A 12,129-nucleotide genomic window follows, 5' to 3' on the forward strand; every position below is an offset into this window, starting at 1 on the left:
GATGACGACATCACTGGACACCCCGCTCCTCCCCGTGAGCCTCACCGCGGGGAAGCTGCCCAGGTACACCCCGCTCGCGGTGCTCGTCGTGTCGTTCGTGGTCGTCGGTGGCCTGCTGTCGCTGCTCGGCTCGTTCAGCGTCGCGTTGACCGTGGTGCTCGGCGCCATCGTGTTCGCGGTCGCCCTGGTGCTCATCTCGCGGATGGTCGAGGGCGGCAGGGCCGCGAAGGACCGCCTCGCCACGACGCTGATGTACTCGGCGTTCATCCTGGCGCTGATCCCGCTGGTCAGCCTGCTGTGGACGGTGATCTCGAACGGCGTCCAGCGGTTCGACCTCTACTTCCTCAACACGACCATGCGCGGCGTCTACGGCGGCATGGACGCGGGTGGCGCCTACCACGCGATCATCGGCACGCTGGAGATCACCGCGTTCGCGACGGTCATCTCCGTGCCGATCGGCCTGCTCACCGCCGTCTACCTCGTCGAGTACGGGCCAACGCGGCTCGGCAAGCTGATCACGTTCTTCGTCGACGTCATGACCGGCATCCCGTCGATCGTCGCAGGCCTGTTCGCCTACGCGCTCTTCGCCCTGTTCTTCGGGCCCGGGGTGCGGATGGGGGTGGTCGGCTCGGTCGCGCTGGCGGTGCTGATGATCCCGGTGGTCGTGCGTGCGTCCGAGGAGATGCTCAAGCTCGTGCCGAACGAGCTGCGCGAGGCCGCGTACGCGCTCGGCGTGCCGAAGTGGCTGACCATCGTGAAGGTCGTGCTGAGAACCGCGGCGGCAGGCATCGTCACCGGCATCACGCTGTCCATCGCGCGTGTCATCGGCGAGACCGCGCCGCTGCTGCTCGCCGCCGGGTACACGAACTCGCTGAACGGGGACCTGTTCGACGGCCGGATGATGACCCTGCCGGTGTACGTGTTCCGCTCCTACAGCCAGGGACTCGTGCCGAAGGGCATCACGGACATCAACTACCAGCGGGCGTGGGCCGCGGCACTGACGCTGATCATCATCGTGATGCTGCTGAACCTCGTAGCCCGTCTCATCTCACGGTTCTTCGCGCCCAAGACCGGCCGCCGGTAAGGACAAGGAAACATGGCCAAGCGACTGGACATTTCGGACCTCAACATCTACTACAGCGACTTCCTCGCGGTCGAGGGCGTGTCCATGGCGGTCGAGCCGCGTGCGGTGACGGCCTTCATCGGACCGTCCGGCTGTGGCAAGTCGACGGTGCTGCGGTCCCTCAACCGCATGCACGAGGTGATCCCGGGCGCGCGCATCGAGGGCAAGATCGCCCTCGACGGCGAGGACCTGTACGGCCGCGAGGTCGACCCGGTGCGGGTGCGCCGGTCGATCGGGATGGTGTTCCAGCGGCCCAACCCGTTCCCCACCATGTCGATCGCCGCCAACGTGATCGCGGGCATGCGGCTGAACAACAAGCGCATGTCGAAGTCCGCCGCGGAGGAGATCGTCGAGCAGTCCCTGCGCGGCGCGAACCTGTGGAACGAGGTCAAGGACCGGCTGGCGCGGCCGGGCTCGTCGCTGTCGGGTGGGCAGCAGCAGCGTCTGTGCATCGCTCGTGCCATCGCCGTGCAGCCGGACGTCCTGCTGATGGACGAGCCGTGCTCCGCGCTCGACCCGATCTCCACGCTCGCGATCGAGGACCTCATCGGCGAGCTGAAGCAGGACTACACGATCGTCATCGTCACGCACAACATGCAGCAGGCGGCACGCGTGAGCGACCAGACGGCGTTCTTCAACCTCGCGGGCGTCGGGCAGCCGGGCAAGCTCATCGAGATGGACGCGACGGAGAAGATCTTCTCCAACCCGAGCCAGAAGGCCACTGAGGACTACATCTCCGGAAGGTTTGGCTGAGCGGAGCTTGCTGATCACGCCGGTTTCGCGAACGGGAACCTTCCGTCTGGGGCATACGTCACAATAGTGTCCCAGGTGGAAGGGGTGTTCCTCATGCTTGACGCGGGTGGCGGCGGCGGGGTCCCGTCGATGTCGGGGTTGAAGGAAGCGGCGCTGGCCGGTGCCTTCACCGTCAACGAGACGGGCGGCAAGGCGATGCTGGCCGCGATCCGCGACATGGCCGCCTGGGTCGACGACAACATGGCCGACCTCAACACCACGCACCGGGCGCTGCCGCTGGGCAGGAGCAACGGCGCGAACCTGATGAAGCCCTACATGCAGCAGGTCTTCACCGACGACCAGGGCTTCGTGACCAGGCTGAAGGAGTTCCGCGCGTCGCTGGTCGACGCCGAGGCCGCCATCACCGAGGCGATGCGGCAGTACGGTACGACCGAGAGTGACATCACGGGGACGTTCCGTGCGGTCTAGCCCGGTCGTGGCCACCGCCGTCGCCCTGTTCGCCCTGCTCGCCGGCTGCACGGAGCAGACCTCCGGTGACCCGTCCGCGAGCGGTGAGCCGACGGGCACGTCCGAGCAGCCGACCGACGAGCCGACGACCACCCCCAGCGAGAGCGGCGGCGGGGTGGCCGACCTCCAGCCGTGCGACATCCTCGAGCCCGCCGACGTCCAGGGGCTCCAGCTCACCGGTGGCGAGGAGAAGGAGGTCAGCGGGGCGCGGGTGTGCCGGTACCGGTACGAGGGCGCCACGCTGAACGACTCCTTCACGGTCTCCGTCGAGCTGTTCGACGGCATCGGCCTCGACGACCTCAACGTCGACGACATCCAGCCGATGAAGGTCGGCGGCCACGACGGTGCCTCGTTCACCGACCCGGGCGGCGGCTGCGGCGTGAGCATCGGCGTGACCGACACCTCGCGCGTCGACAACACCGCCGTCGGCGGCGAGAACCAGGAACTGGCCTGCCGGCTCGCGACGCAGCTGGCCACGGCCGTCGAGAAGCGACTGCCATGAGGAGGGCGTGATGGCATCCCGCAACCCTCGCCACCATGACCGCACGCAGGACCCGAACAGCTCGACCTACATCGACCGGCGGTCCACCACCGAGACCGGCCAGCAGGTCCGCACCGACACCGAGCACCGGATCACCCGCGAGGACGAGCAGGGCTGGTGGCTCCAGCAGCTGATCAACAAGTTCACGCACGAGGGCCGGGTGCAGGACACCTACAACCAGGAGATGGCCTCCCGCGCCACGACCCTCGCGCAGGGCATCGACACCCGCGACGGCCCGATCTCCAGCTGCACCAACTACATGGGCGTCCCGCACGAGAAGCTCAAGGCCATGGTCAACGAGGACGCCTCCCCCGACGACGTCGGCTCGTCGGGTGACCTGTGGATCGACGCGGGCAACGCCATGGTCCGCTTCCAGGAGGGCGTCGCCTCGGCCATCAACAACAGCGAGGCGGACTGGCAGGGCGCGGCGGGCAACTCGGCCAGAGGGTTCATGGCGGAGGTCGGCAACTGGGTCGGCGCCGCGGGCCAGGGCGCGCAGCTGGCGGGCACGCAGACCAACCTCCAGGCGTCCGCGCTCGCCGACGCCAAGCGCAACATGCCGGAGCCGGTCGACTTCGACCTGGACGCGGCCCGCGCCGACCTCCTGACGACCACGAACCCCGTGACGTTCGCGTCGAAGCTCGGCACGTACATGAACCAGTACAACGAGCAGCAGGCCGCGCACGAGGAGGCGGCGGGTGTGGTCGGCCAGTACGACAGCGGCCTTGCCGGCGCCAGCACCATGCCCGCGTTCGGCCCGCCGCCGCAGCTGTCCGACGGGGGCGGTGACGTCAACGTCCAGCGGTCCCAGATCGACCGCACGGACAACGAGAACCTGTACGACAACGACGACGACTCGTCCGGTTCGAACAACATCCGGGACACGAGTCTGCCGCCGGGGCACACCGACATCCCGTCGACCAACCCCAACGACCCGAACGATCCGAACAACCCCGGTAAACCCAACGACCCGAACGATCCCGACAACCCGGGAAACCCGAACGACCCAGGGTCGGGCAACGGCAACGGCAACGGGAACGGGAACGGTTCCGGGAACGGGGACGGCTCGGGCAACGGCGACGGCAACGGGAACGGCTCGGGGTCGGGCAACGGCTCCGGCAACGGTTCCGGGAACGGCAGCACCAACCCGAGCGGTGACCTGCCTGGACTGCCGGGACCCGGACAGTTCCCCACACCGGGTACCAGCGGTGGCGGCAACCCCGGCGGGACCGGCGGCGGCCAGAACGCCAACTTCCCCGGCGGCACGCCGCTGCCCATCGGCGGCCTGCCAGGGGCGACCGGCGTCGGGGACCTCGAACGCGGCCGTGGCTTCGGCGGCGGCCGTGGGTTCGGACCCGGCGGTGGCCTCGGCTCGGGAGGTGTGCCCGGCTCGTCGGGTTCCTACGGCTCCGGCGGCAACCAGCTCGGCCGTGGACCGGGTGCCGGGATGGGACCGGGCTCGGCGGCCGCGGCTGAGGGCGGCGCACTCGGCCGAGGTGGCGCCGCGGGTGGCCGAGGCGGTTCCGGCGGGATGATGCCGCACGGCAGGCGCGGCGAGGACGAGGAGGACGGCGAGCACCAGCGCGCGTCGTACCTCGTCGAGGGCGACCCCGACGCCGTGTTCGGCACCGACGAGATGACAGCGCCACCGGTGATCGGTGAGTGATGGCGGGCTTCACACTGTCCCTGCCCGCCGCGGACGTCCTGGCGCAGACCCTGGAGGTCAACCTCCGGCAGTTCCCCTTCGAGATCCCGTACTTCGGTGAGTACGAGCGGGACCGGCGGCGCATCGCCGCCGAGGTGTTCGTCGACCTGCGCAGGCAGGGCCTCGTCCATGGCGCCGACATCGACCCGGAGCTGGTCCGCGCGCTGCGGACGCTGTCGGAGTACGTGATCACCGTCGGGGTGATGGGAACGGTGGAGAAGACCAGGAAGGTCTACGCGCGGGCCGCCGCGGCCGGGGAGCACGGCGTGCTGGCCGTCATGGAGGGCGACACCCTGCGGGTGGAGCCGATCCGGCCCACCGCGCTCGCCGTGTCGCTCGTCGGTCTGCTGCCCGCGTTGGAGTCCGCACCCGGCCAGTCGGTCACGATCACGCTGCCGGGCACCGCGGACCGGCCCGAAGCCGACGAGATCATGGCGCCGGTCTACCGCACGCAGAACAGCGACCAACAGCAGCTGCGGCTGGCGGAGAGCTATCTGAGCAGACCGAGGACGGGCACCGGCCTGTTCACCGTGTCGGGCAGGGACCGTCGCACCGGGCTCGAGCGGCAGGGCGGTCAGGTCACATGGATCGACACCGACGCGGGCCGCTACCTCGCGGTGGTGCGGCCACCCGGTGAGGACGGCCGGGTCCGCGGCACGTACAGCCCCGCCGACCCAGCGCGCCTGACCCAGCAGCTCGGTGAGCTGATCGAGTCGATCGCCCCACGTCGCTGAGTGACGCTCAGAGCTCGTCGTCGTCGGCGTAGCCGGGCATGCGGCCGGTCACCACGAAGACGACCCGCTTGGCCACCGACACGGCGTGGTCGGCGAAGCGCTCGTAGAAACGGCCGAGCAGCGTCACGTCCACCGCGGCGGCGACGCCGTGTGGCCAGTCCTTCTCCATGATCACCGAGAACAGGTGGCGGTGGAGGTCGTCCATCTCGTCGTCCGCCTCCTCGAGGGAGCGGGCCTTCTCGACGTCCTGGTTCAGGATCACGCTCTCGGCGGAGCGTGCCAGCTCGACCGCGACCCGGCCCATCTCGGCGAAGTACGGACGCACCTGCTCCGGCAGCACCGGGTTCGGGTGACGGCGGCGGGCGGCCTTGGCCACGTGGAGTGCCAGGTCACCCATGCGCTCGAGGCTCTCCGCCGCGTGGATGGCGGCCAGCACGGTGCGGAGGTCGGTCGCGACCGGGGCCTGCAGCGCCAGCAGTGCGTAGGCGTGCTCCTCGCACGCCGAACGGGCGTCGTCGATCTTCGCGTCGTCGCCGATCACCTGTTCCGCGAGGCCGAGGTCGGCCTCCAGCAGCGCCCTAGTGGCGAGTTCCATGGCGGTACCCGCCATGGCGCACATGTTCGCCAGCTCGTCGGCAAGCTGGCCCAGTTCGACTTGGTAGGCCTCACGCATGGCGACAGCCTACGGCCGCCTACGCACAGGTACGGCATTCCCCGGTGAATCCCAGATGAACCCGCAACCACCAAACGGGGGCTCAGGCGCAGGACACGTCGCCCGCGTTGACGGTGGACAGGTTGTCCGGTACGTCGACCGGCGGGCCACCCGTGGTCGGCGACTGGACCGTGCCGTCGAAGTCCGGGCCGATGACGAGGATGAGCGCACCAGCGACGGACGCGTCCTCGACCAGCGTCGCGCCTGGCACGGCCGCCTTGAGCGTCTGGGCCTGCGCCTCGCGGGACTTGCTGTACCTGATGATGGTCTTGTCGGTCGGCTCCTGCGCCGCGTCGACACGCACCACGTCGAAGCCGAGGTCGGCGAGCTGGTCGCCGGTGTCGCCCGCGATGCCGCCGGTCTCGTTGCCGCCGTTGAGGACCTGGATCTTGACGCCCTTGGGGTCCACGAGCGTGGGCGGCGGCGCGACCACGCCGTTCTTCGCCTGCGCCTGGGTCTGCGTCCTCGAGTCGTCCTTCTTGGGTGCCTCGCCGGGCAGCGGCACGTCCTGGCGGATGGCCTCGAACAACGCGTTGGAGTCGTCGACCCGCAGGTCCTCGTTGTGGCGCGCGTTCTCGATGCCGACGGTCGGGACGGTGATGAACGTGACCCGGCCCGCCTCGACGCCCTGCATGGACTGGCCGAGCGTGAACAGCTGGTCCACACCGATGTTGTCACCGAACGTGGCCTTCGAGAACGCGTCGACGAACTTGGTGAGCTTGCCGGGGCTCAGCAGCACCTCGGTCGACATCGCCTTGCGCAGCAGGGACGACAGGAACCGCTGCTGGCGGATGATGCGGCCGTAGTCGGAGGTCGCGTCGCCCTCGACGTGGCGGGCACGCACGAAGTTCAGCGCCTGGTCGCCGGTCAGCTTGACGTTCTTGCCCGCCTCGGGCACGACCATGCCGAGCACGTCGTCCTTCATGGGCCGTTCGACACAGACCTGGACGCCCTGGACGGCGTCGACCATGTCCTTGAAACCGTGGAAGTCGATGCCGACGAAGTGGTTGATCGCGAGCCCGGACAGGTTCTGGACCAGCTTCGTCACACACATCGGGCCGCCCGTCTGGTAGGCGGTGTTGAGCTTGACGCGTTTCGCCTCGGGGTGCTGTTCACCCGTATAACTTCCGGTCTTTGGATCCCACCCCTCGCAGGCCGGCCGGTTCACCTCGAGGTCACGGGGAAAAGAGACAACCACCACGCGTTCTCGATCTTTTGGCACGTGGGCGATCATCACGGTGTCCGAGCGGGCGCCTTCGACGGACTTCTCGTCGCCGACCCCGTCCTGGGCGGTCGCACCGGCGCGGGTGTCGGAGCCGACGAGTAAGAAGTTCTCGTCGCCGAGCTGCGCGGCGCGGTCCTGGATGGAGTCGGAGTCGGGGTCGAGCGCGTCGACCTGCTGGGAGCCGGACTCGATGTAGGTCTTGATGCCCCACGCGGTCGCGGTCGACAGGAAGATCAGGCCCGCGAAGAAGATGCTGAACGCCTTGCCCGCGTACTTGCCCTTGCGCCAGCGGCGCTTCTTCTTGGCCTTCTTCGGGTCGTCGTCCTCGTCGTCCTCCTCGTCCCTCGGGTCGAGGTTGGGGACGACCATCGCCATGGACTGCTGTGCCTCGAGCTCGTCGAGACGGTCCATCTCGTCGTCGCGTTCCCACGGGCGGAGCTTGCGGCGCTTGGCCTTCTTCTCGCGCTCCTCGGCCTTGATCTCGTCGTGGACGGCGGAGAACCTGGCGAGGGTGTGGTCGATCGTGCGCCGCTTCTGCACGTCGTCGCCGATGGCCTCCATCTCGGTGGTCATCGAGATGGGGTCGTCGTCGGGGCGCGGCGGCATCATCGGGACGGCGGGCACGCCGCTGGCGCGACGCGGCTTCGGCGCCGGCGCGTCCTGCGGCAGGTGCGTCTCCTGCGGCTCCTCGCTGGCACGGAAGTCGTCGACCGGGAAGAGGTCGGACTCCGGTTCGGGCTGGGGCGCGGAGTCGATGGGGAACCGCTCGCGCGCGGGTTCCGGCTGGGGTGCGCCCGCCCTTCCCGCACGCCTGCGGGCGGCGCCCTCCGGGCGGCCCGGCATGTCGCGCGGGCCCGGGACCGGCGGGAAGTCACGTGGGCCGTCACCCGGCCTGGCGCGGCCCTCGGGCGGGAAGCCGTCCTCGGCGGGGGCGCCGAAGTGTGCGGACGCCTCGCCGACCCGGCGTCGCGGACCGGAGCCCTCGCCGGGTACCGGGTAGTGCGCCGACGCCTCGCCGACGCGACGGCCGGGCGCCTGGCGGCTCCTGCCGGGGTCGGGCGGGAAGCCGTTGGGGTCCTCCGGTGCGTGGCGACCCCGGGTGTCGGGCGGGAACCCGTCCTCCTGGGGGCCGAAGTGCGTGGACGCCTCGCCGACCCGGCGACGGGGGCCGGAGCCCTCGCCGGGAATCGGGTAGTGGGCCGACGCCTCGCCGACCCGGCGGCCGCCGCGCCCGGTGTCGGGCGGGAAGCCGTTGGGGTCGTCGCCGGGACCACCGAAGAAGGCGGACGCCTCGCCGGGCCTGCGGCCGGCGACCTCGGTGGGGAAGCCGTTGGGGTCCTCTGGCACGTGGCGGCCCCTGCCGGGTGCCTCCTGCGGGAAGCCGTCCTCCGGGGCACCTGCCCTGCGGCCACCGGGCATCTCCGGTGCGGGACGCCTGCGGCGCGGGGCCCCTCCGTCCGGCATGCGCTCGCCGGGACCGCGCCTGCCACGCCGACCGTTGCGGCCCGCGTTCACGTCCGGCGGGAAGCCACCTGCCTCCTCGGGGACGAACCCGCCCGGCGCGGGCAGGTGGCTCGACGCCTCGCCGGCACGGCGGGGACCGCGGTCGGGCCCGAACGCGTCCTGGAGGAAGCCGTTGCGGGGGCCGGAGGCCTCGCCGACGCGACGGCCGCGGCGGGTGTCGTCCGGCGGGAAGCCCTCACCCTGCGGCGGGGCGGCACGGTGACCGCCACCCCTGCGGGGGGCCTCCTCGTCCGGCGGGAAGCCGTTGCGGGGAGCTGAGGTCTCGCCGACGGGCCGGGGAGCGCGGCGCTGCCTGCGTACCGGGGGGACCGGGGGCTCGTCGGCCTGGAGGGCGGTGGTGTTCTGGAAGCCGTCGGCCGGGAAGCCGTTGTCGTGGACGAAGTTGTCGCCGGCCTGTTCCGACGAGACCGACTCACGCAGGGCGTCGCTCGGGATCGTGAAGTACGAGGAGGTGCCGCCAGGGCGCTTCGAGACACCCTCGTCACGGGGGAAGCCCGCGTCCGGCTGCTGGTGGCCGCGCTGCTGGGGCCGGTCCTGGGGGAAGCCGTCACCCCGGTCCAGCGGCGGCGCGGCGATCGGCTGGGGCGGTGGGAGCGCGGCGATCTGTCTGCCCTGGGGCCGACGCGGCGGCGGCTGTTCGTCCTGGCGGGCGCGGCGGCCCGGCATCAGTCCGTTCTGCCGCAGCTGTTCCGGGGTGAGTGCCGTGAGATCCGGCCGGGAGCCGGTGTGCCGCTGGACGAGGTCCGCGACGCTGACCCCCCCGGACTCGACGGACCTGCGGCGACGCCTGGGTTGCTCGTCAGGCGCGTCGGCATGGGCCGGAGCGGGAGGGGGCACGTCCTCGCGGCGGTGTCTCCTACCTGGCTCGTGCGGGTCGCGGGTGCCGCCGTGGCGTGGGTCGTCGGGCACCCGGTCTCCTCTCGGTCTGGTAGGACCACTTTCGTGGCGCTTCCGTTATGAAGACGTTGCGCGTCGCGGGTTGGTTGCGAACCCACTGTGTGCTCGTCGAGCGTAGATAGTACGTACGGATGGCACCCAAGACGACTGCCAAGCCAAATTTGCTCACTACCGGTGGGCAAGTGGTCCCGACCGCTTAGCCCGATCGGGGTATTACAACCGCCGGCCCTCAATGTTATCGAACCGATGCAAGAGGGCAGTCAAGGGTGACCGTAACTAGCCACGCGGCCGACGTTTCCCGGCGGCTCCGGACAGGCGCACCTGCCCGCCGACGCGGTAGGCGACCGAGTTCCGCCCCGACTGCTTCGCCGTGTACAGCAGGCCGTCGGCGAGGCGAAGCTGCTGTTCAGGGCTCGTGAGCCCGCTGGCGCCGGACTCGTGTGCGACACCGATGCTGACCGTCACGGAGAGGCCGCGCACGATCGTGGTCCACGGGAACTGCTCGACCCGCGCCCGCGCCGCCTCTGCTACCGCCCAGGCCGCCGCGGCCTCGAGCTGCGGCAACATCAGCACGAACTCCTCGCCCCCGTAACGCGCGCAGAACGCCTCCTCCGGAAGACCTGTCTGCAGCAGCTCGACCACCTGCTGCAGCACGCGGTCGCCGACCAGGTGCCCGAACGTGTCGTTCACCCGCTTGAACCAGTCGAGGTCGACCAGCGCGACGGCGAACGCGCCGCGGTACCCGGCCTCCAGCAGCCGCTGGTCGAGGTAGCGGCGGTTGTAGCTGGCGGTCAGCGAGTCGCGGATGCTCTGTTCACGGGCCTCCGCGTGTTCGCGGCGCAGCCGTGCGACCTCCTGGCGGAACTGTTCGGGCACCTGCGGCGCCTTCTCCGCCGTGGCCAGGTCGAGCGCGTGCCGCAGGTGCTCGTAGGCCTGCCGCCACTCGCCACGCGATGCCAGAAGTGAGGCGATGGACTGGTGCAGTTCGACGAGGCTGGCCTCTTCCAGCTCCACCGGGTTGACCGGGTGCTGCATGGGCACCGTCGCGTCGCCGGGGCGGCGTTCTCCCCGCCAGCCGGCCACTCCTTGGTCGAGTAAAGCCACCGCGCTCACCTCCCTACGTACGGTGTTTTTCGTCGTAGGTCGTGTCCGTCTTGAGATGTTGGGGGGCGGCTGGCCCGGATTTCCCTCTACCGGTGTACAGGGTGACCGTAAAATGACGCTCCGTCACCCTCCGGTGGGACAAGGAGCGAACCCGTAGGCTTTCCCGTCGAGGATGACCACGCGCTGTGAGCCGATCTGCGAGCCGAGCAACGCGCCGTCCTGCCGGATGCTGACCGACACGCCGAGCACGTAGACCTCGCCGCGCGGATGCGTCGCGCCCTTGCCCTCGCCGGGCGGCACCCAGTCCGGGTCCATCCGCAGCGTCGACATCGCCGGGTCCACGTTCAGGGTGAGGTCGCCGAGGTCACACAGTTCGTTGGTGAAGTCGGGATGCTGGCTGCGCTGCAGGAACTGGCGCTGCGTCGAAGGCCCCTCTGCGGCGGCCGCGTTGAGTTCCTTGAAGTAGTCCACGACCAGCTGGCGGTCGTGCGCGGGTGAGGCGGCGGCGACCGGCGTGCCGTCGACGGAGGTCGTGCAGCCGGCGACCACGAGCACACAGGCAAGGGTGACGACGGCGAGCACAGCTCGGCGCATGTTCGGTATCCCCCCGGAGGGACTCGGGTTCGCGACCCAGGCTAGCCGGGATCACGTCGGTTCGATGCGGTATCCAAACCCTCTTACGGTGTGAATCATCGGAGGGTTCCGAAGTTTTCTGCGCAACTGCGCGATCACGACATCGAGGACGTTCGACGCGGGATCGACCAGCGGGTCCCACACCTCGCGAATCAGCTCCGTGCGGCCGACCGGCTGGCGCTGCCGGGCCACGAGCTGGCGCAGCACGTCGAACTCCTTGCCGGTCAACGTGAGCAGCACCCCGGCGCGTCGCACCTCGTGCCTGCCGCTGTCCAGCTCGAGGTCGCCGCAACGCAGCACGGGCGGCAGCCCGGACCCCGCGCGCCTGCAGAGCCGCCTGACCCTCGCCTCCAGCTCCTCGACGGCGAACGGCTTGACGAGGTAGTCGTCGCCCGCGTCGAGACCGGCGATGCGGTCGGCGACGGAGTCACGCGCGGTCAGGAACAGCACCGGCACCGACGGCCTGCGGAGCCGCACGTAGCGCAGCGCGTCCCCGGACGGCAGCATCCGGTCGAACACCGCGCAGTCGTAGGAGCTCACCGACAGTGCCTCGTCCGCGGCGGGCAGGTCGCCTGCCGCGTCCACGGCGAACCCGGCGGACCGCAGTGCCGCGGCGATCGCGACGCGGAGGTTCTCGTCGTCCTCGACCACCAGCACCCGCACACGGAGAA

General features: G+C 70.3%; 11 protein-coding genes. 6 read left to right on the forward strand and 5 right to left on the reverse strand.

From position 1 onward, the window contains the following. The first annotated feature begins 1 nt into the window (after nt 1). The 6 genes from pstA to CLV71_RS41750 all read left to right on the forward strand — a co-directional run bounded on the left by pstA (nt 2) and on the right by CLV71_RS41750 (nt 5,363). Entirely contained in the window at nt 2-1,084 is a 1,083-nt protein-coding gene (pstA, locus tag CLV71_RS41725) for a phosphate ABC transporter permease PstA (RefSeq protein ID WP_133908492.1), read from the forward strand. Between the two features lie 12 nt (nt 1,085-1,096). After that, entirely contained in the window at nt 1,097-1,876 is a 780-nt protein-coding gene (gene pstB, locus CLV71_RS41730) for a phosphate ABC transporter ATP-binding protein PstB (RefSeq protein ID WP_133908493.1), read from the forward strand. Between the two features lie 84 nt (nt 1,877-1,960). After that, nucleotides 1,961-2,344 (forward strand): hypothetical protein, encoded by a 384-nt coding sequence (locus CLV71_RS41735; RefSeq protein ID WP_133908494.1) that lies wholly within the window; start codon nt 1,961-1,963, stop codon nt 2,342-2,344. Beyond that, nucleotides 2,334-2,885 (forward strand): DUF3558 domain-containing protein, encoded by a 552-nt coding sequence (locus CLV71_RS41740; protein ID WP_166664475.1) that lies wholly within the window; start codon nt 2,334-2,336, stop codon nt 2,883-2,885. Before CLV71_RS41735 ends, CLV71_RS41740 begins: the two co-directional genes overlap by 11 nt. Nucleotides 2,886-2,895: 10 nt before the next feature. Continuing rightward, nucleotides 2,896-4,590: a hypothetical protein gene (locus tag CLV71_RS50305; protein WP_133908496.1), complete on the forward strand. Its 1,695-nt coding sequence runs from the start codon at nt 2,896-2,898 to the stop codon at nt 4,588-4,590. Further along, on the forward strand, nt 4,590-5,363 hold the full coding sequence (locus tag CLV71_RS41750) for an ESX secretion-associated protein EspG (protein ID WP_133908497.1): 774 nt from the start codon (nt 4,590-4,592) through the stop codon (nt 5,361-5,363). Before CLV71_RS50305 ends, CLV71_RS41750 begins: the two co-directional genes overlap by 1 nt. 7 nt (nt 5,364-5,370) lie before the next feature. Here CLV71_RS41750 and phoU read toward each other — a convergent pair whose 3' ends face one another. From phoU to CLV71_RS41775, 5 genes are all read right to left on the reverse strand, one after another. Continuing rightward, nucleotides 5,371-6,036, reverse strand: coding sequence for a phosphate signaling complex protein PhoU (gene phoU / locus CLV71_RS41755; protein WP_133908498.1), 666 nt, complete (start codon nt 6,034-6,036; stop codon nt 5,371-5,373). Nucleotides 6,037-6,118: 82 nt separating this feature from the next. Continuing rightward, nucleotides 6,119-9,733, reverse strand: coding sequence for an LCP family protein (locus CLV71_RS41760; protein WP_133908499.1), 3,615 nt, complete (start codon nt 9,731-9,733; stop codon nt 6,119-6,121). A 264-nt stretch (nt 9,734-9,997) separates the two neighbouring features. Next, nucleotides 9,998-10,756, reverse strand: a complete 759-nt coding sequence (locus tag CLV71_RS41765; protein ID WP_133908592.1) for a GGDEF domain-containing protein — start codon at nt 10,754-10,756, stop codon at nt 9,998-10,000. 192 nt (nt 10,757-10,948) lie between these two features. Continuing rightward, entirely contained in the window at nt 10,949-11,419 is a 471-nt protein-coding gene (locus CLV71_RS41770) for a hypothetical protein (RefSeq protein ID WP_133908500.1), read from the reverse strand. Between the two features lie 51 nt (nt 11,420-11,470). Then, a complete protein-coding gene (locus CLV71_RS41775) occupies nt 11,471-12,121 on the reverse strand; it encodes a response regulator transcription factor (protein ID WP_133908501.1) in 651 nt (216 codons plus the stop codon). Nucleotides 12,122-12,129 lie beyond the last annotated feature (8 nt).

Source organism: Actinophytocola oryzae, assembly GCF_004364325.1.
In the GTDB taxonomy this organism is placed as follows: Bacteria; Actinomycetota; Actinomycetes; order Mycobacteriales; family Pseudonocardiaceae; genus Actinophytocola; species Actinophytocola oryzae.